Annotated in this window: 14 protein-coding genes, 1 tRNA gene and 1 pseudogene; 11 read left to right on the plus strand and 5 right to left on the minus strand. The window is 73.8% G+C overall.

The window, feature by feature from the left end; genetic code table 11:
- Window positions 1-2 precede the first annotated feature (2 nt).
- From IEY75_RS13595 to IEY75_RS13605, 3 genes are all read left to right on the plus strand, one after another.
- Complete coding sequence (locus IEY75_RS13595; RefSeq protein ID WP_189114680.1) at window positions 3-5045, plus strand: peroxidase family protein; 5043 nt, start codon at window positions 3-5, stop codon at window positions 5043-5045.
- Window positions 5046-5248: 203 nt separating this feature from the next.
- Window positions 5249-6136, plus strand: a complete 888-nt coding sequence (locus IEY75_RS21285) for a calcium-binding protein (protein WP_189114681.1) — start codon at window positions 5249-5251, stop codon at window positions 6134-6136.
- A gap of 615 nt (window positions 6137-6751) precedes the next feature.
- The gene (locus IEY75_RS13605) at window positions 6752-7576 is read left to right on the plus strand and encodes a hypothetical protein (RefSeq protein WP_189114682.1); all 825 of its coding nucleotides are present in this window, start codon (window positions 6752-6754) and stop codon (window positions 7574-7576) included.
- 36 nt (window positions 7577-7612) lie between these two features.
- On the opposite strand, the gene IEY75_RS13610 is transcribed toward IEY75_RS13605, so the two are convergent.
- A complete protein-coding gene (locus tag IEY75_RS13610) occupies window positions 7613-9283 on the minus strand; it encodes a DUF885 domain-containing protein (protein ID WP_189114683.1) in 1671 nt (556 codons plus the stop codon).
- 216 nt (window positions 9284-9499) lie between these two features.
- On the opposite strand from IEY75_RS13610, the pseudogene IEY75_RS13615 reads away from it, so the two are divergent.
- Window positions 9500-10532 (plus strand): annotated as a pseudogene (locus IEY75_RS13615) (DMT family transporter); the annotation flags it as partial.
- Here the strand turns inward: IEY75_RS13615 and IEY75_RS13620 are convergent.
- Window positions 10415-11482 carry a PHP domain-containing protein gene (locus IEY75_RS13620; RefSeq protein ID WP_189114684.1) on the minus strand — a complete coding sequence of 356 codons (1068 nt, stop codon included), beginning with the start codon at window positions 11480-11482 and terminating at the stop codon, window positions 10415-10417. The pseudogene IEY75_RS13615 and the gene IEY75_RS13620 sit on opposite strands and share 118 nt — an antisense overlap.
- A 147-nt stretch (window positions 11483-11629) precedes the next feature.
- Here IEY75_RS13620 and IEY75_RS13625 point away from each other — a divergent pair, with 147 nt between their 5' ends.
- From IEY75_RS13625 to IEY75_RS13640, 4 genes are all read left to right on the plus strand, one after another.
- Window positions 11630-12805 carry an NHL repeat-containing protein gene (locus IEY75_RS13625; RefSeq protein WP_189114685.1) on the plus strand — a complete coding sequence of 392 codons (1176 nt, stop codon included), beginning with the start codon at window positions 11630-11632 and terminating at the stop codon, window positions 12803-12805.
- Window positions 12806-12979: 174 nt separating this feature from the next.
- On the plus strand, window positions 12980-13147 hold the full coding sequence (locus IEY75_RS13630) for a hypothetical protein (RefSeq protein ID WP_189114686.1): 168 nt from the start codon (window positions 12980-12982) through the stop codon (window positions 13145-13147).
- A 168-nt stretch (window positions 13148-13315) separates the two neighbouring features.
- The gene (locus IEY75_RS13635) at window positions 13316-13831 is read left to right on the plus strand and encodes a tRNA adenosine deaminase-associated protein (protein ID WP_189114687.1); all 516 of its coding nucleotides are present in this window, start codon (window positions 13316-13318) and stop codon (window positions 13829-13831) included.
- 38 nt (window positions 13832-13869) lie between these two features.
- The gene (locus IEY75_RS13640; protein WP_189114716.1) at window positions 13870-14418 is read left to right on the plus strand and encodes a nucleoside deaminase; all 549 of its coding nucleotides are present in this window, start codon (window positions 13870-13872) and stop codon (window positions 14416-14418) included.
- A gap of 88 nt (window positions 14419-14506) precedes the next feature.
- Here the strand turns inward: IEY75_RS13640 and deoD are convergent, their stop codons facing one another.
- The gene (deoD, locus tag IEY75_RS13645) at window positions 14507-15214 is read right to left on the minus strand and encodes a purine-nucleoside phosphorylase (protein WP_189114688.1); all 708 of its coding nucleotides are present in this window, start codon (window positions 15212-15214) and stop codon (window positions 14507-14509) included.
- Window positions 15215-15293: 79 nt separating this feature from the next.
- Between deoD and IEY75_RS13650 the strand changes: the two genes are divergently transcribed.
- A tRNA-Ser gene (locus IEY75_RS13650) sits at window positions 15294-15383 on the plus strand.
- An 83-nt stretch (window positions 15384-15466) separates the two neighbouring features.
- Window positions 15467-15934 (plus strand): GNAT family N-acetyltransferase, encoded by a 468-nt coding sequence (locus IEY75_RS13655; RefSeq protein ID WP_189114689.1) that lies wholly within the window; start codon window positions 15467-15469, stop codon window positions 15932-15934.
- Between the two features lie 98 nt (window positions 15935-16032).
- Here IEY75_RS13655 and IEY75_RS13660 read toward each other — a convergent pair whose 3' ends face one another.
- Both IEY75_RS13660 and IEY75_RS13665 read right to left on the minus strand, forming a co-directional pair.
- Window positions 16033-16800, minus strand: a complete 768-nt coding sequence (locus tag IEY75_RS13660) for a hypothetical protein (protein WP_189114690.1) — start codon at window positions 16798-16800, stop codon at window positions 16033-16035.
- 378 nt (window positions 16801-17178) lie between these two features.
- Window positions 17179-17634 (minus strand): hypothetical protein, encoded by a 456-nt coding sequence (locus tag IEY75_RS13665; RefSeq protein ID WP_189114691.1) that lies wholly within the window; start codon window positions 17632-17634, stop codon window positions 17179-17181.
- Between the two features lie 670 nt (window positions 17635-18304).
- On the opposite strand from IEY75_RS13665, the gene IEY75_RS13670 reads away from it, so the two are divergent.
- Window positions 18305-19189 (plus strand): ParA family protein (locus IEY75_RS13670; RefSeq protein ID WP_189114692.1); only part of this gene is annotated, 885 nt, incomplete at its 3' end.

Raw genomic sequence — 19189 nt, forward strand, 5'->3', positions numbered from 1 at the left:
CCGTGCGCATCCGCCCGTTGCTCGCCGCCACGCTGGGCGTCGCGCTAGGAGTGGGCCTGGCGGGAATCCCGCCGCAGGCCGCCTCCGCCGCGCCCGTGGGCCAGGGGTTCAACCTGAACCCGTCGGACCTGAAGTTCATCCTCCAGCAGATCAAGATCGCCGAGGCGCACGCCGCGGGCGGCGCGCTGCTCGGCAGTGGACCGAACCAGATCCCGAACCAGGCGCAGCAGGGCGCGGAGCTGCCGTGGGGGCTGCGGACCGTCGACGGCACCCAGAACAACCTCGTCGCCGGGCGCGCGACGTACGGCTCCGCCGACCAGCCGTTCCTGCGCCTCACCGAGCCGAACTACACCGCCGCCCAGCCGTGGGCCGCCGACCCCGACGGCCCCGGGCCGGTCAACGTCGGCGACGGCACGTCGTACGCCCAGAAGAAGGGCATGGTCAACGACGCCGAGCCGCGCGTGGTCAGCAACCTGGTCGTCGACCAGACCGACCGGAACCCGGCCGCCGTCGCCGCCGCCGGCCCCGGCGCCACCCCGAACGCCCAGGGCGCCTTCGAGATCCCCAACGTCGCCCCCGACGCGGGCCTGTCCGCCCCCTACAACTCGTGGTTCACCCTGTTCGGCCAGTTCTTCGACCACGGCCTGGACCTGGTCAACAAGGGCGGCGGCACCGTCTACATGCCGCTGCAGCCCGACGACCCGCTGTACCAGCCGGGCAGTCAGACCAACTTCATGGTGCTGACCCGCTCGCAGAACCAGCCCGGCCCCGACGGCGTCCTCGGCGACAACCCGGCGACCCCGGCCGTGGACGAGAGCGCCGACGACGTCCGCAACGCCACCAACCAGACGGCGACGTTCGTCGACCAGAGCCAGACGTACGCCTCGCACCCCTCGCACCAGGTGTTCCTGCGCTCCTACGACCTGGCCGCCGGCCGCCCCGTCAGCAACGGCACCCTGCTCACCGGCCCCGACGGCGGCCTGGCGACGTGGGCCGCGACGAAGGAGCAGGCGGCCCAGAAGCTGGGCATCCGGCTCACCGACGGCGACGTGCTGAACATCCCGCTGCTGGCCACCGACCCGTACGGCCGGTTCGCCCGCGGCCCGCACGGCTTCCCGCAGATCGTCCGCCCCGGCGGCGTCCTGGTCGAGGGCGACCCGGCCGCAGGCGGCGGGGCCGGCGTGGCCGTCCCGGCCGACGCGGTCCGCACCGGGCACGCCTTCCTCGACGACATCGCCCACCACGCGGCGCCCGGCGCGGTCGACCACGACCACAACCCGGCGACCCCGAAGGTCCCGGCGACCCCCGACGCCGACCCGGGCACCGGCGACGACAACAACCCGACCACGTACGACGACGAGATGCTGGGCCGGCACTTCATCACCGGCGACGGCCGGGCCAACGAGAACATCGGCCTGTCCGCGGTGCACCAGATCTTCCACGCCGAGCACAACCGGCTCGTCGGCGACATCCGCGACGTCCTGACCACTGAGGATCCGGCCAGCGTGCCGCAGTGGCAGCTCGGCGGCGGCGCGTGGAACGGCGAGCGCCTGTTCCAGGCCGCCAAGTTCGTCACCGAGATGCAGTACCAGCACCTGGCGTTCGAGGAGTTCGCCCGCAAGGTACAGCCGCAGGTGAACGTGTTCGCCGGCTACGACACCGCCGTGAACTCGGCGATCTCGGCCGAGTTCGCGCACGTCGTGTACCGCTTCGGCCACTCGATGCTCAACGAGCAGGTGGCCCGGGTCCGCGCCGACGGCAGCCGCGACGACATCGACCTGCTGGCGGCGTTCCTGAACCCGCCCGCGTACACCGCCGGTGGCCGCACCCCGGAGCAGGCCACGGGCGACATCGTCCGCGGCATGACCGACCAGGTCGGCAACGAGCTGGACGAGTTCGTCACCGAGGCGCTGCGCAACCGCCTGCTCGGCCTGCCCCTGGACCTGGCGACGCTGAACATCGCCCGGGGCCGCGAGACCGGGATGCCGACGCTGAACGCCGCCCGCCGGCAGTTCCACGCCGCGACCGGCCAGGCGCTGCTCAAGCCCTACGACGACTGGAACGACTTCGGCGTCGCCCTGCGGCACCGCGAGTCGCTGGCCAACTTCGTCGCCGCGTACGGCACGCACCCAAGCATCACCGGCACCGCCGCGCAGCGCCGCGCGGCGGCGACCCGGATCGTCGCGGGCGACCCGGCCGTGGCCGGCACCCCGGGCGACTCGGCCGAGTTCATGAACGGCACGGGCGCGTGGGCCGCCCAGGCCACCGGCCTGGACCGGGTCGACTTCTGGGTGGGCGGCCTGGCCGAGAAGCAGTCGCCGTTCGGCGGCCTGCTCGGCCCGACGTTCAACTTCGTCTTCGAGACGCAGATGGAGCGCCTCCAGGACGGCGACCGGCTGTACTACCTGAGCCGCACCGCCGGCCTGAACCTGCTCACCCAGCTCGAAGGCAACTCGTTCGCCGAGCTGATCGAGCGCAACACCGACGTGGACGGCCTGCCCGCCGACGTCTTCTCCCGGCCGGACTACACGTTCAACCTGGCCCGGCTCGGCACCTCGGGGCCGGTCCTGGACGACCCGGCCACCGAGTACGACGAGCGCACCCTGCTCACCCGCCTGCCCGACGGCACCGTCCGGTACGCCGGGGACAAGCACGTGCTGTTCCTGGGCACCCCGGCCGCCGACCGGATCACCTCCAGCGAGGGCGACGACACCCTGCGGGGTGGCGACGGCGACGACCGGATCGAGGGCGGCGCCGGCAACGACATGCACATCGGCGGCAAGGGCAACGACATCCTCACCGACACCTTCGGCGACGACGACGTCAAGGGCGGTGACGGCAACGACGCGATCACCGGCGGCGGCGGCCTGGACCTGCTCCAGGGCGGGCGCGGCAAGGACTTCGTCAACGGCGGGTCGGACCCCTCCGAGACGCTGGCCGGCGAGGGCGACGACTTCGTCTACGGCGGCGAGTCGGCGGACACCGTGTTCGGCGACGGCGGGGACGACTGGATCCAGGGCGGCGACCAGGCCGACCTGCTCCAGGGCGACAACGGCGCGCCGTTCCAGGACGACCCGAACCTGCCCGGCGACGACGTCCTCGCGGGCGAGGGCGGCGCCGACGACTACGACGCCGAGGGCGGCAACGACGTCATGGTCGCCGGGCCGGGCGTGGAGCGCAACGAGGGGATGCTCGGCTTCGACTGGGTGACCCACAAGGGCGACCAGCAGCCGGCGCACGCCGACCTGCGCCGCACCGGCCTGGTCAACCCGGCGCTGGACACCCTCAACGACCGGTACGACCTGGTCGAGGGCCTGTCCGGCTGGGACCGCGACGACGAGCTGATCGGCGACGACGCCGACGCGGCCGCGATGGTCGGCCACGAGCTGGTCAACGGGGCGCAGGTCGACAAGGTCCGCGGGCTGCGGCAGCTCCTGGGCGGGGCCGACGACTTCACCGGCGGCAACATCCTGCTCGGCGGCGCCGGCGACGACCGGATCAGTGGGCGGGGCGGCAACGACGTCATCGACGGCGACGCCTGGCTCAACGTCCGGCTGTCGGTCCGCACCGACCCGGCCGACCCGGCCACCGAGGTCCGCACCGCGAACTCCATGCTGGAGCTCCAGCCGGACGTGCTCGCGGGTCGCCTCGACCCGGGCAGCATCGTCATCGTCCGGGAGATCCTGACCTCGCCGACCGCGGGCAACGACACGGCCGTGTTCAGCGAGCCGCAGGAGAACTACGACATCACCGACGCCCCCGGCGGCGGCATCCGGGTCACCCACGCCCGGGGCAGCCTGGCCGACGGCGTGGACACGCTGCGCAACGTCGAGCAGCTCGTCTTCGACGGCGACGCGGTGCCGGTCGTCCTGGAGCCCGACGCCCCCGCGATCGGGACCGCCACGGCCGGCGACACCACGGCGACGGTGACCTGGACCGCGGCGACCCTCCGGGGCGCGGACGTGACCGGCTACGACGTCACCGTCCTCGCCGGCACCTCCACGGCGCCGGTGAAGACGGTCACCGTCGGCGGCGGCACCACCAGCACGGTGGTCCCGGGCCTGGCCAACGGCACCGCGTACCGGTTCCGGGTGCTCGCCCACAGCGGCGCCGGGGACTCGGGTGTCTCGGCGCTGTCGAACGCGGTCACGCCCGCCGGCGTCCCCGGGGCGCCGACCGCGGTGTCCGCGGCCGCCGGCCCGGCCTCCGCGACCGTGACGTGGACGAGGCCGGCCGACACCGGCGGCGTACCGCTGACCGGCTACGAGATCCGGGTGTTCACCGCCGGCAACCCCAACCCGGTCCGGGTCGTGACCGCCGCCGGCACGGCCACGAGCGCCGTCGTCGCGCCGCTGGCCAACGGCGTCGGCCACACCTTCACGGTGCTGGCCCGCAACGCCCGGGTGGCCGGCCCGGCCTCGGCCCCGACGGCCGCGGTCGTGCCGCGGGTCGGCCCGCCCTCGGCGCCGGGCCTCGGCCAGGTGTCGCGGGGCAACGCCTCGGCGGTCGTCCGGTGGACGGCGCCGGCCAGCACGGGCGGCAGCGCGGTCACCGGGTACTACGTGCGGGCGTTCAGCGGCAGCACGGTCGTCAAGACCGTGCGGGCCACCCCGGCGGCCCGGCTCGTCCGGGTGACCGGGCTGGTGAACGGGCGCGGGTACACGTTCGACGTGCGGGCGTTCAACGCCGTCGGCGTCGGCGCGGCCTCGAAGCGGTCGCCGGCCGTCGTGCCGGCGACCGTGGCCAGCGCGCCGCGGATCGGCACCGCGACCTCGGGCGCCGCCGGTGGCGCGGTCACCGCGGGCGTCCGCTGGTCCACGCCGGCCAGCACCGGCGGCGCGGCAGTAACGGGGTACCGGATCACCGCGCTGCGGATGTCCGGCACCCGGGTCGTCGGGGTCACCACGCTCCCGCTGCGCTCGGCCGCCAGCCGAGCCAGCACGGTGACCCTGCGGGCGGGCACGTACCGGTTCCTGGTCACCGCGGTGAACTCTGTCGGGGAGAGCGCCGCGTCCGGCCAGTCGAACGCGGTCGTCGCCCGGTAGCCCGCGGCCCCCGGACCCGGGTCACCCCCGCCAGCGGCGCGGGGGTGGCCCGGGTCCCCTTTCGAGGGGTGGTTTTTTAGCCCAGGATGCACCGGTTCAGTACGGTGTGGGCTACGCCGTCCGGCGCAGCCACCGCACCCCGGGAGTCGACGTTGCCGCACCTTCGCACAGACCGGATTCCGGCGGCCGCGGCTGCCGTCCTCGTGGGCGCGCTCGCCGTCGCGGCGCCGGCCGGCGCCGCCGAACCGGCACCGACGGTGACCCTCGGACAGGCGAGCTGCAACAGCCCCGACGAGGTGACGCTGCCGCTGATCCTCGGCGGCCCGCCCGGCGTGGACCCGGGCACCTTCCGCATCGCGCTGCGCTCCGGCAACCCGGCGCTCGTGGTCCCCACCCGCACGCCGACCGTGGACCGGGTGTCCACCCTCAACGTCTTCAACCTGCTCCTGCCCACCGTCGCCGGGCAGCGCGGCGTCGCCGACGTCACCATCGCGGTCGCCCACGGCGCGGCGGAGACCCGCCTGCCGGTAACGGTCCGCAAGGGGTACGCGACGATGACCGGCACCGACCGCGCCGACGTCCTGCTCGGCGGCCCCGGCCCGCAGACCCTGCGCGGCCGGGGCGGCCCCGACACGCTGTGCGGCGGTGACGGCGACGACGTCCTGGACGGGGGCGACGGCGACGACACGATCGACGGCGGGCGCGGCCTCGACCGGGCCGACGGCGGCACGGGCGACGACGCCGTCCACGGCGGTACCGGCCCCGACACCCTCGACGGCGGCCCGGGCGCCGACCGCGTCACCGGCGACACCGGCGGCGACCACCTCAGCGGCGGCGAGGGCGACGACTACCTCAACGCCCACACCGGCGACGACCGCCTCGACGGCGGCCCCGGCGCCGACTCGGTCGACGGCGGCGACGGCAACGACCGCCTCGACGGCGGCCCGGGCGACGACTGGGTGTACGGCGGCCGCGGCGACGACGTGGACACCGGCGGCCCGGGCGGCGACGACTTCGTGACCACCTACAACGACATCCTCACCGACTACCGCCCGGCCGAGGGCGACACCCGCCACCGCGTCGCGGGATAGCCGTTCGGCGGATCGGCCACGCCCTGTGCCTGGCGGCTACACCTTCGCGTCCGGTTCGACGTGGCCCCACGCGCCCCGTGTGTGGTCGGGCTCGCCTCGGGACTCCCGGGGTTTCGGTGGACGAGCGCGGTGTTGTGGGGCAGGGGTCAACAGCGGCGTCAGGCGAAAAAGCTCCACAGTGGATGCGTCCCAGGATGGAGAACATAGATTCCCAGGCGCAGTGACGCCATGACCGGAGGCGGCGCGGGGACGGTCGCGTCTGGGCAGGGATACCAGTCAACTCCACACGCACACGTGCTTCGCCAAGGACGCCACAGGCTGCGCTTTCGGCGGTGTCGTCGATGGAGCATCGCGCCTCCTCGGCCCAGTGGGGGTGAGCGGGGTACCCGCCCACCCCCACGCTCGCCGGAGAATGCCGTCGGGCGGTAGGGGTGCGCGTTGCCGTACTGGTCGGCAAGACTGAACACCACGCTGCAACAGTCGACAGCCCACGGGTGGGAGCAGATGTGAGCGCATTCGCCGACGCCCTGAGGACCCACCGGCACCGGTTCGGACGCCGCCCACGTCCTGCCCTGGCGGACGGTCACCACCCGGTACGCCCGCTACACCCAGGCCGTGCGAGAGCTGGCGCCGCCGCGGTTGTTCGCCAACCGCCACTGCTGGAGCCTGGCCGCCGTGGCGGACCGGCCCTGGACGCTCGCGTTCGCCGACTGCCTCTACTTCGACGGCGTGGACGTCCAGGAGGCGCTCGCGCACGAGTCCGCCCTGACCGGCCTCGACAGCGCCCCGGGTCCGGGCCTGCGGGACCTGCCGCTGCGGCGGGCGGTCGGCGACCCGTTCGCGCTCGGGCGCCGCACCGTCCTGGCCGCCGTGTCCACCTTGACGGTGCGGCGGGACCGGACGGGCGCGACGTTCCTGCTGCACCGCCGCGACCCGCGCGCGGTGGCGCAGTCCGGCGGCGCGACCCAGGTGATCCCGTCGGGGATCTTCCAGCCGTCGACGTCGCTGCCCGGCGCCGCCGCCGCGGACTTCGACCTGTGGCGCAACATCATGCGCGAGTACAGCGAGGAACTCCTCGGCGCCGCGGAGCACGGCGGCGACGGGCGCCCGGTCGACTACGGGGCGGCGCCGTTCGCCGCGCTCGACGCCGCCTACCGGGACGGCCGCGTCCGGGTGTGGCTGCTCGGGGTCGGCCTGGACGCCCTGTCGCTGTTCGGGGAGATCATGACGGTCGCCGTGTGGGACGCGGCGTTCTTCGACGACTGGGCGCGCCACCTCGTGGCCGACAACGAGGAGGGCGCGCTGGTGGCCTCGCCGCTGCCCTTCACCGCGCCGGTCGTCCGGGCGCTGCTGCGCTCCGGCCGGATGCTGCCGGCCGGAGCGGGCTGCCTGCACCTCGCCTGGCGGCACCGCGCCGCCCTGGCCTGCGCGGCGCCGTGACCGGACGCCGGTTCGCGGGGCAGCCGTCCGGCGCGGCTACAGGCGGGCCATCGCGCGGCGCATCGGGTCCAGGCCCAGGGAGCCCAGGTCGAGGGCCTGGCGGTGGAACGTGCGCAGGTCGAAGTCGGCGCCCTTGCGGGCCCTGACCTCGTCCCGGGCGGCCAGCCAGATCCGCTCGCCGACCTTGTAGGCCGGCGCCTGGCCGGCCCAGCCGAGGTACCGGTTCAGCTCGAAGCGCAGGTTCTCGTCGGCGAGCCGGCAGTGGGCGCGCAGGAACCGCCAGGCCAGTTCGGGTGTCCAGCGCTGGCCGGGGGCGAAGCCGAACGGGTTGTCCGCCGGGACCCTGAGCCCCAGGTGGACGCCGATGTCCACGATCACCCGCGCGGCCCGGAACGCCTGGCCGTCGAGCATCCCCAGGCGGTCCCCGGGGTCGGCGAGGTAGCCCAGCTCCTCCATCAGCCGCTCGGCGTACAGCGCCCAGCCCTCGCCGTGGCCGGAGCACCAGGCGAGCTTGCGCTGCCAGCGGTTGAGCGCCCCGGCGCGGGCGGCCGTCTGCCCGATCTGGAGGTGGTGGCCGGGCACCCCCTCGTGGTACACGGTGGTGACCTCACGCCAGGTGGAGAAGGTGGTCACGCCCTGCGGTACCGCCCACCACATCCGGCCGGGGCGGCTGAAGTCCTCGCTGGGGCCGGTGTAGTAGATCGCGCCGTCGCTGGTCGGGGCGAGGCAGCACTCGATCCGGCGGACCTGCTCGGGGATGTCGAAGTGGGTGCCGGCCAGCTCGCTGACGGCCTTGTCGGCGACGGTCTGCATCCAGTCCCGGAACGCCTCCTTGCCCTCGACCGTGCGGGCCGGGTCGGCGTCGAGGACGGCGACCGCCTCGTCGACGCTGGCGCCCGGCCCGGCCAGCTCGGCGGCGACGACCCGCATCTCCGCCTCGATCCGGGCGAGTTCGGCGAAGCCCCACGCGTACGTCTCGTCCAGGTCGATGCGCGCGCCGAGGAAGTACTGCGACGCGATGCCGTACGCCTCCCGGCCCCACGCCTGGTCGGCCCGCCCGCGCGGGGCCAGCTCCTCCCGCAGGAAGCGGCCGAAGGCCGCCGTGGCGCTGGTCGCGTCGGCGGCGGCGGAGTCCAGTTCGGCGCGCAGGGCACCGGCGGCGGTCAGCCGGCGGGCCAGGCGGGGGAACACGTCGTCGGCGGACGGGTCGGTCCAGGTGGCGCACTGCTGGGCCACCTCCAGGATCTGCTGCCGGGCGGCGACGTGGCCGTCGGCGGCCTCGGCCAGCAGCGTCGACTGGAACGCGGCGAGCGTGGCGGGGAGCTGGCGCAGCCGCGCCACGACGTGCGCGACGGCCTCCTCGCCCTGCGTCGGCATCAGGTCGAACACCGACAGCGAGTGGTGCAGCCCGCTGGAGATGACGTTCATCTGGCTGGCGGTCTGCCCGGCGTCGAACTGGAGCGTCTCGACGGTCAGCCGCTCGGTCATCGCGTCGGCGGCCACCCGCTCGGCCTCGGTGGCCGGGGTCGCGGCGGCGAGCGCCGCGAGGGTGTCGCGGGCGTGCGCGGCGCGGGCGGCGAAGCCGTCGCGGCTGAGGTCGGTGAGGCGGTCGTCGTGGCCGGCCAGCCCGCAGTACGTCGCACCGACCGGGTCCAGCTCGGCCCACTCGTCGACGTAACGGTTGGCGATGTCGTCGATGTCTCCCACGCCGCGACCCTACGGGAAAGCGGCCGCGGTCGGGGTCCGCCGGGCCGGGAGCCGTCGCGCTGCGGCCAGGGCGCATTCCGCGTGACAGCGCGCCGCAGGTCAGGCACTATGTGAGGAGTGAAACGGCACATCACCCCTGACACCTCAGCCTCCCCTCGCGTACCTGCCGCCCCGGCCGCGGGCGGCCCCGACGCGCCCGCCGGCCCTCGGGCGTGGCTGCCCGGCTTCCTGCTGCTGGCGCTGATCTGGGGCGCGAGCTTCCTGTTCATCGAGGTGGCGATCCGGGAGCTGCACCCGGTGTACGTCACCCTGTTCCGCGTCGCGGCGGGCGCCCTGACCGTGCTGGTCGTGCTGAAGGCCACCGGCGGCCGGCTGCCGCGGGACCTGCGCACGTGGGGGCACATGACCTTCGTCGGGGTGTTCGGGGTGGCGATCCCGTTCACCCTGTTCGGGTACGGCGAGCAGCACGTCTCCTCGGTGCTGGCCGGCATCTGGAACGCGACGACGCCGCTGGTCGCCCTGCCGCTGGCGGTGCTGGTGTACCGGACGGAGCGGCTGACCGCCCGGCGCCTGGTCGGCATGGTGCTCGGCTTCGCGGGGGTGCTGCTGGTCCTGGGCGTCTGGCGCGGCGTCGGCGGCAGTGCGCTGGTCGGCCAGCTCCTGTGCTTCGGCGCGGCCGTCTGCTACGGCGTGATCATCGGGTACCAGCGCCGGTACCTGACCGGCGTGCCCGGCGGCAGCGTGGCGGTCCCGGCGGGCAACCTGATCACGGCGACGGTCCTGCTGGCCGTCGTGGCGCCGTTCGTCGCCGGGCCGCCCCCGGCGCCCGGCGACCTGTCGCTGCCGGTCGTCGCCAGCGTGCTGGCGCTCGGCGCGCTGGGTACCGGGCTGGCGTTCGTCCTGCACTTCCGCGTCATCACGGTCGCGGGCGCGAGTACCGGCGCCTCGGTCACCTACCTGCTGCCGGTGGTGGCCACGCTGCTCGGCGTGCTCGTCCTCGGGGAGCACATCGACTGGAACCAGCCGGTCGGCGGCGTGGTGGTCCTGCTCGGGGTGGCGATCTCCCAGGGCATGGTGACGGCGCGCCGCCGCGCGGCCGCGGTACCCGGGTAGCCGGCACCGCGCGGGCGGTCAGCCGTGGCCGGCGGCCCAGGCCAGCAGCGCGTCGGCCGGCAGGGTGTTGACCACGCGGTCGGCGGGCACCCCGCAGGCGACCGCCCGCCGCACCCCGTACCCCAGCCAGTCCAACTGCCCTGGGGCGTGCGCGTCGGTGTCGATGCTGAACCGGCAGCCGGCCTCCACCGCGAGGCGCAGCAGCCGCTTCGGCGGGTCGAGCCGGTCCGGCCGACAGTTGATCTCGACCGCCTTGTCGTACTCCGCGCAGGCCGCGAACACCGCGGCGGCGTCGAAGTCGCTCGGCGGCCGGGTCCGGCCGGCCCGGTGGCCGCGGTCGCCCGCGCCCGTGACGCCCACGTCCGCGGCGGACACCTTGCGCCCCGTGCAGTGCCCGAGGATGTCCAGGTGCGGGTTGGCGACGGCGGCCAGCATCCGCGCGGTCATCCGGTCGGCGGGGTCGCGCAGGCCGCTGTGCACCGAGCCGACGACGACGTCGAGCCGGGCGAGTAGCTCGTCGGTCTGGTCGAGGCTGCCGTCGGCGAGGATGTCGACCTCGATGCCGGTGAGCACGCGGAAGCCGTCGGGCAGGCCCTCGTTCAGGGCGGCGACGTGGTCGAGCTGCCGGCGCAGCCGGTCGGCGGTCAGGCCGCGGGCGACCGTGAGCCGGGGCGAGTGGTCGGTGAGCACCAGGTACTCGTGGCCCAGGTGCACCGCCGCCAGCGCCATCTCCTCGATCGGCGACCCGCCGTCGGACCAGTCGGAGTGCAGGTGGCAGTCGCCGCGCAGCGCCGCCCGTAGCGCCGCGGCCGCCTCGTCGAGGGGGATGCCCTCGGTGGCCCGGGCCCGGCGCAGGTAGACGGGCTCCTCGCCGGCCAGCGACTCGGCGACGCACCGGGCGGTCACGTCGCCGACGCCCGCGAGGGTGCTCAGCGTTCCGGCGGCGGCGTGCGCGGCCACGTCGTCGGGGGCGAGGGCGGCCAGCGTGGCGGCGGCGCCGCGGAAGGCCCGGACCCGGTACGTGGCCTCGTTGGCCCGCTCCAGGAGGAAGGCGATCTCGCGGAGGTCGGCGATCGGATCCCGCATCCCTCCACCCTAGGGCTGAACCCCGGTCTGCCGGATGACTCTTTTGCCCCTGTAAACGGCTTATTTGGCGTACGGCGGTCGGGTCGAACGCACGAAACTTTGGAGTTTTGTACTGATAACGAGATTTGCCGCATTTAGGTTTCAGCGATGATGCCAAACCTGCCCGCGCGCCCGCCCGCGCGCCCGCCGCTGCGCCGGCCGGCGCTCGCCCTGGGCACCGCGCTGCTGTGCGCGCTGCCCGCCGCCCCCGCCGCGGCGATCGTCTCCAGCTCGCCGATGACCGGGACGCCGCAGTTCAACGGCGACATCTACGCCAGCGTCTATGCCGGCGACACCCTCTACCTCGGCGGCGACTTCACCTCGGTCAAGGTCGGCGCGACCACGTACGCCCGCGGCCGGCTCGCCGCCGTCGACGCCGCCACCGGTGCCCTGCGGCCCTGGAACCCGGGTGCCGACGGCCGGGTCCGGGCGCTCGCCGCCACCGGCGGCACCCTGTTCGTCGGCGGCGAGTTCGCCACCCTCGGCGGGGTGGCCCGCGACGGCCTCGCCCGGGTCGACGGCGGCACCGGGGCCGTCGCCCCCGGCTTCCGGCCGACCGTCTGGGGCCAGCCGTTCGCCCTCGTGGCCGGCTGGGGGAAGGTGTACGTCGGCGGTACCTTCACCGCGATCAACGGCGCCACCCGGACCCGCCTGGCCGCCCTCGACCCCGCCGACGGCAGTGTCGACGCCACCTGGAAGCCCACCGCCGACGCCTCCGTGTACAGCCTGGTCCTCGGCGACGGCCGGGTGTACGTCGGCGGGGACTTCCACAACCTGAGCGGCGCCGGCGCCACCGCCCGGGTCGCCGCGGTGCACGCCGGCAGCGGCGCCGTCGACACCGGCTTCCGGTCGACGGCCAAGTACGTCGCGTACGCGCTCGCCCTCGGCCCCGCGGGCCTGTACGCCGCGCACGGGGGACCCGGCGGCCGGATCGTCGGGTACACCCGCGCGGGCGTCGGCCGCTGGACCCTGACCACCGACGGCAACGCCCAGGCCGTCGGCGTCGACGACGGCGTCGTCTACTTCGGCGGCCACTTCGACAACGTGTGCCGGACCTCCCGCGTTGCCACCGCCCACGGCGCCTGCCTCGACGGCAGCGTCCCGCGGGTGAAGCTCGGCGCGCTCTCCGAGGGCGGCACGCTGTCGAACTGGACCGCCCACGGCAACGGCATCGTCGGCGTCAACACCATCGCCACCCACGCCGGCCTGCACCGCCTCGCCGTGGGCGGGGCGTTCACCACCATCAACGGCGCCGCCCGCAAGAAGTTCGCCCAGTTCCCCTGAGGGCGGCCCGGGGGGCCGGGCGGCCGCCGCCATCCGGCCACCCGGCCCCCGCCCCGCACGCCGGGTGTCCCGTTCGTCACAGCCGGGAGGCGCGCCCCCGGCTGAATGTGCGTACCCGGACGAGTACGGCGGCGTGACTTGACGGCCGGCCGCGCCAGTGGGCACCCTCCAGACATGGCATGGACGTTGGAGCGGCCCGACCCTGACCGCCACCGCCGCCGGCTGAGGCTCCTCGCCGAACTGGCGGGCGCCCGCGCCGGGCGCGAACTGCCGGCCCCCCGACGCGCCCGGGCCACCCGGGTCAAGGGGATCATCGCCGTCCGCCGCCGGCTGGTCGGCTGACCCCGCCGGGCGTACCCGGCCGGTTATCCGGCGTTGCGCGCCGCGCCGCGCCCACCAGCCACTAGCGTCACCCTCCGGGGGGTGACGCGCCCGGGCACGGGGCCGTCATCAGCCATCCGCCCGGTCGTTGATGCGGGCGGTTGCCGCGACGATCGGTTTGGGGGTGTGGTGTCGTACTTCGCTGCTGCGGCGGTCCGCCGGAAGGAGAAGTGGTCGGCGGCCGAGTTGAGCCTGTCCGGCGTCTCCGACGTCGAGGACGTGGCCGACCGGCTGCGGGACGTGGACCCCGACGCCGACCTCTCGGTGCTGTTCGTCGAGTCCGACGACGCGTACCTGGTCATCATGCGCCTCGACGAGGGCGAGGACCTGCGCGTCTTCGGCTCCGACTCGGTCTTCGCCGCGGAGTCCCGCCTCGGCGCCCTCCTGCTCGGCGACGTCGAGGCCCCCGCCCTCGACCTGGACGAGGCGGCCGAGCCGCCGGCCGCCGACGAGGACGCCCCCCGCGCGGTCGAACCCGATGTCGACCCGGTCGGCGACGCCGACCTCCTGACCGACCTGGGCGTCAGCTCCCACCAGCTCCTCGCGCTGTGCGCCCACGAGGGGATGCTCCCCGCGGACGTCACCGCCCAGGTGAGCCACTCGATCGGCTGCGCCGACGAGGTGGACGAGCTGCGCGACGCGTGACCGCGCCGCCGACCCGCCGCGGCCGCCACGAACAGTGGATGCGCCGGGCGCTCGCGGTCGCCGCCACCCCGCCCGGTCCCGCCGTCCGGGACGCGGCCGCACCGGGCACCCCGCCCGGTCCCCGCGCGCGGGACGCGGTCGTGCCCGGCACCCGCACCCCGCAGCCGCCTCCCGGCCGCCCGCCGGGCGGCGCCGACGTCCCGGTCGGCGCCGTCGTGTACGGGCCGGACGGCGCCGAGCTGGCAGCCGGCCGCAACGAGCGCGAACACCGTGGCGACCCCACCGCCCACGCCGAGATCGTCGCGCTGCGGGCCGCCGCCGCGCGGGTCGGCGGCTGGCGCCTGGACGGCTGCACCCTGGTCGTCACGCTGGAGCCCTGCACGATGTGCGCGGGCGCCATCCTCCAGGCCCGCGTCGCCGTCGTGGTGTTCGGCGCCTGGGAGCCCAAGACCGGCGCCGCCGGCTCGCTGTACGACGTGCTGCGCGACCCCCGGCACACTCACCGCCCCGAGGTGTACCCGGAGGTCCTCGCCGGGGACTCCGCCGCCCTCCTGCGCGACTTCTTCGGCCGCGCCGCCGCCGGCTGAGCTTGGCCGCTGCCACGCCCTGCCGGCCGCCACGCCCTGCCGGCGAGAGGGCCTCAGCCGGCCGCGACGCTTCCCGGCCCGCGGAGTCTCACGCCACCGCCGCGGCCAGCGCCAGCTCCGCCATCGCGCCGAACGTCCGCTCCCGGTCCGCCGACGACAGGTGCTCGCCGCGCGGCAGGTGGTCGCTGACGGTCAGCAGGGTCAACGCCCGCGCCCCGAACCGCGCCGCCACCGTGTACAGCGCCGCCGACTCCATCTCCACGGCCAGCACCCCGTACTCCGCCAGCCGCCCGTACAGGTCCGGCCGGTCCGTGTAGAACGCGTCCGAGGCGAACACCGGCCCCACCCGCACCGGCACCTCCCGCGCCGCCGCCGCGTCCACCGCCGCCCGCAGCAGCGGGAAGTCGGCCACCGGCGCGAAGTCCACCAGGCCGTCGAAGCGGACCCGGTTCATCTGCGAGTCCGTCGCGGCGGCGCTCGCGGCGACGAGGTCCCGCACGGCCAGGTCGTCGCGGATCGCCCCGCAGCTCCCGACCCGGATGAGCGTGCGAACCCCGTACTCGGCGAGCAGCTCGTGGCAGTAGATCGACGCCGACGGCATCCCCATCCCGGTGCCCTGCACCGACACCGGCTCACCGCCGAACGTCCCCGTGAACCCGAGCATCCCCCGCACGGTCGAGTAGCACCGGGCGCCGTCGAGGTACGTCTCGGCGATCCAGCGGGCGCGCTGCGGGTCGCCGGGGAGCAGGACACGGGGGGCGATCTCGCCGGGCGCGGCGCCGATGTGGGTACTCATGCGGCGATCCTGCCAGGCGCCGCCGGTTTCGCCCGCCCCAGCGCGCCGCGGGCCTGCGGGGTCGGGTAGCGTACTCGGCGGTGGTGTGTCCGAGCGGCCTAAGGAGCACGCCTCGAAAGCGTGTGAGGGTGCAAGCCCTCCAAGGGTTCAAATCCCTTCACCACCGCCACCGAACAGGGCAGACGCCCGGTGACCGCCACGCTGTCGCCGGGCGTTCGCTCGTCTGAGCCCCGGCGTCGATAGGGTGCGGCGATGACCGTGCGCCTGGAACCGATGACCCCCGCCGCGTTCGACGCCTACGCCGCCCGCGCCTCGCTCGCCTACGGCGACGAGCTGGCCGCGGCGGGCGTGCTGCCGCCGGCCGAGGCGCGGGAGAAGGCCGGTACCGACTTCAGCAGCCTGTTGCCCCAGGGCCTGGACACCCCCGGCCACGACCTGTGGACGGCCTACGCCGACGACGAGGTCGTCGGTCTGTTGTGGATCTGGCAGACCCCGGAGTCCACCGGGCCGTACCTCCACGTCTGCGACATCGAGGTGGTGCCCGGCCGGCGCGGGCAGGGGTACGGGCGGGCGCTGATGGAGGCCGCCGAGCGGGTCGCCCGCGAGCGCGGCGCCGCCTCGATCGGCCTCCAGGTCTTCGGCAACAACGCCGTGGCCCGGGCGTTGTACGACAGCCTCGGCTACGCCGTGGTCCGCGCCCAGATGAAGAAGCAGCTCTGAGCCGTACCCGGCGGCCGGTGCCCGGTGTCGCCGTCTTGGTGGGCGGCGCCCGCGCCGTCAAGGGGGGGGTGACGACGCGGGCGCCGGGTCGGGGTGGGTCAGCGGCGGACCTGGGCGCTCAGGTCGCCCCAGGTGGTACCGGTGGCGTCGACGCTGAAGCGGAACAGCGCGGACTTGGAGAACGACCAGCTCCGGGTCGGTACGACGCCGTTGGCGCCGGTCCGCACGGTGGTGAGGTTGCGCCACGCGCTGGTGTTGGTGGGCCGCCACTGCATGACGACGCGCGCCTGGCGCCAGCCGGTGAACTTGCGGGCGGCCGGGGTGTATCGGGTGACCTTCCCGCCGAGGGTGACCCGGGTGCCCTTGCGGTTGGCGGTGATGCCGGCCGCGGATCCGGCCCGGACGTGGAACCGGGTGTGCGCGATCGGCAGGCTGACGCCTTCGAAGGCGTCCTCGCCGGCGCCGGGTGCCCAGGCGTTCAGGCCGAGCAGGGTCTGGGTGCCGAGCGCGGAGTTGTGCCGGATCCGCAGCGACTGCGCGACGCCCGCGGTCAGCGGCTTGGTCGGCTCGAACATGACGTCCTCGGGGAACGTCAGCAGGCCGCCGCCCAGGGAGCCGTAGGTGCCCTGCGTCTCGTCGATCTGGCCGGCGCCGTCCTGGAGGATCCAGAAGGCCGCCCACGCCTGGCAGGTCTGGGTCAGCTTCATCGGTACCGTCCTGACCGCCGTGCTGGTGATCTTCACGTTGGGGACCGTCACCCGGGCGGGGCACGAGGCCGGCGCCGCCTGTGCGGCGCCGGCCGTCGCGCCGGTGAGGGCGGTGGCGGCGGCGGCGAGGACCAGGGCGCGGGCGAGGAGGTTCGACAACTCGGGACCTTCCGTTCGGCGGAGCGCCGGGGAGGGGGCGGCGCGTAGTCACAAGCTTGGCTTTTCCGGGCATTTGGGCGCGTCGGCCGCCGTGATCGCGGTTTTGGTACTGGTATGGGGAGATTCGCCAGGACGGCCGCCGGGCACGGTCGGACGGCGGCAGCGCACACCGAATGGCCGACAGGCGCACGGACGCCGGGACCGGGGAGCCGCGGCAGCGTCGGGAGGCGTGCGGAAGCGGTCGGAGGCGGCAGGCGAGCGCGCGGCCGGGCGTGGCTACGACCCCGGCGCGGCCGCGGCCCGGCGTCGCTGCGGTCTGGCGAGGCAGCGGTCTGGCGAGGCTATGGCCCGGCGTGGCCGGGAAGGGGGCGGGCCTGCTTACCGATGAGGGGCGGGTGCCGTCTCGTGGCCGGGTTCGCCAGGGGTGCGGCGGCGCTGCTTCAACTCCGCCTCGTACAGGTGCCGGACCCCGCCGGCCAGCTCCTCCCGGGCGGCGCGCTCCAGCTCCCGCCAGGCCGCGTAGTAGCCGTCGTCGTACTCCTCGACGATCTGGTAGGTCCAGCGGCCCTCCAGGACGTTGCGGCCGCGCAGCTCCCGCGCGATCCGGTCGGCGGTCGGGCCGTGGCCGGCCTTGCGCAGCAGCGCCACGGCGTCGTCCAGCGCGAAGTCGGCGCTGCCGGTGAGCTGGTGGAAGGCGTACAGGTGGCCGCGGGCGCGCTCGATGAACTCCAGCCCCTTGGACAGGTGGCCGAGGCCGTCGACCGTGGCGTCGTCGACGTGGGGCGGGCGACGGTGGGCGGGATCGGCGGGTCCGCCCGGTGCGGTGTGGGTCATGGGGGACCGGCTACCCGCCCGCCGGCCGGGTTACGCCGCTGCCATCCGGAAACGACACGGCGGCCGCACCCGCGACGCGGGGCGGCACCTGACGCCGCGGAAACGTCGAAGGGCCGGCCCCGTGGGGGTCGGCCCTTCCGTGTTCTGCCTGGTCAAGCTGGCGGACGATACGAGATTCGAACTCGTGAGGGTATGAACCCAACACGCTTTCCACCTCTGGGGCTGCGGTCCGGCCCCGTCCGTCGAGTCCACCAGACTCTCCTTGCATCTGCGCCACGTGCGGAGCAGGTGAGTCATACGGTTGCTAATAGCGCGGAGGACGGAGGACGACGGTCGTCGTGTCTGGCGATTAAGATCGGAATGGAGCCCACACCGAGGCTCGGTAGTCGTCGGGCATCGAGCAACCGCGATCCATTCGCGACGCTGCTTACTTAGGTGGCCCAGCCTGCCATCAGGGGACGCGCTGCGCCAGTGCCGGTCGAGCGCTTGCGGACACACGAGGAACCTACCCCGGGTCGCTACCCCCTCTACGCTGTCGCTTCGTCCCATGAGGGGCCGCTTCACCCATCGGATGACCGGGTGAAGCGCGTCACGTATCGAAAATTTGGGGTCACGCAGGGTTCATGTACCATGGCGCCATGTGCCTGCATGCGTCAAGACGGGGGATTTAGTGGCCATCAAGATTGCCCTGTTTAACAATAAAGGTGGGGTCAGCAAAACAACGACTTGCTTCAATTTAGGTTGGATGCTGGCCGAGCGTGGGCACCGAGTCATACTCGTGGATGCTGATCCTCAGTGCAATCTGACCGGGATGGTTCTCGACTTAAGTGGAGAAGACGCTCTAGAAGCATTCTACAAAGAGCAGCCTGGCCGAAATCTTAAAGAAGCTCTGGAACCCGCCTTTAAATCCAGGCCGCGACCGTTGGAGCCTATTGATTGCATCCCGGTTCCCGAATGCGAAGGACTATATCTCGTTCCTGGTCACGTCGCGTTGGCAGAGGATGAGACATCTCTCGGTATTGCGCAGCAGCTCTCTGAGTCGCTGCAAGGACTGCGCAATCTACCGGGAAGTTTCAGTCATCTGTTTCATCTGACGGCTGAAGCCTACGATGCGGACTTCGTGCTTATTGACCTGAGCCCAGGTTTGGGTGCGGTGAACCAGAACCTTGTGGCAACGGCGGATAGTTTCATCGTACCCTGTAGCCCTGATGTGTTTTCTGTGATGGCAATCGACTCCTTGTCGCGGGTCATCCCTCGTTGGATAGACTGGGCTAGACGAGCATCGCAGTTAGAGGTATTAGCAACGGCGGACTACCTCTTCACTGCTCCGGACCTCAAGTTTCTGGGCCTTGTCGTTCAGCGCTTCCGCCTTCGAGGCGGTAAGCCGACGAAAGCTTTCGCCGCCTACTTCGACAAACTTGGCACAGCATGTGTCGGTGGTGGCCCGCATGCTCGGGTTCACGCGCGTCACCTGCGACAAGTGGGCGCATCAGGCGGGCATCGTCACCAGCCAGAACAGGGCGGTCAACCCACGGCGAGAGGCGTTCCTGAGGCT

Origin of the sequence: Pilimelia terevasa, assembly GCF_014647915.1 — a bacterium.
Taxonomy (GTDB): Bacteria; Actinomycetota; Actinomycetes; order Mycobacteriales; family Micromonosporaceae; genus Pilimelia; species Pilimelia terevasa.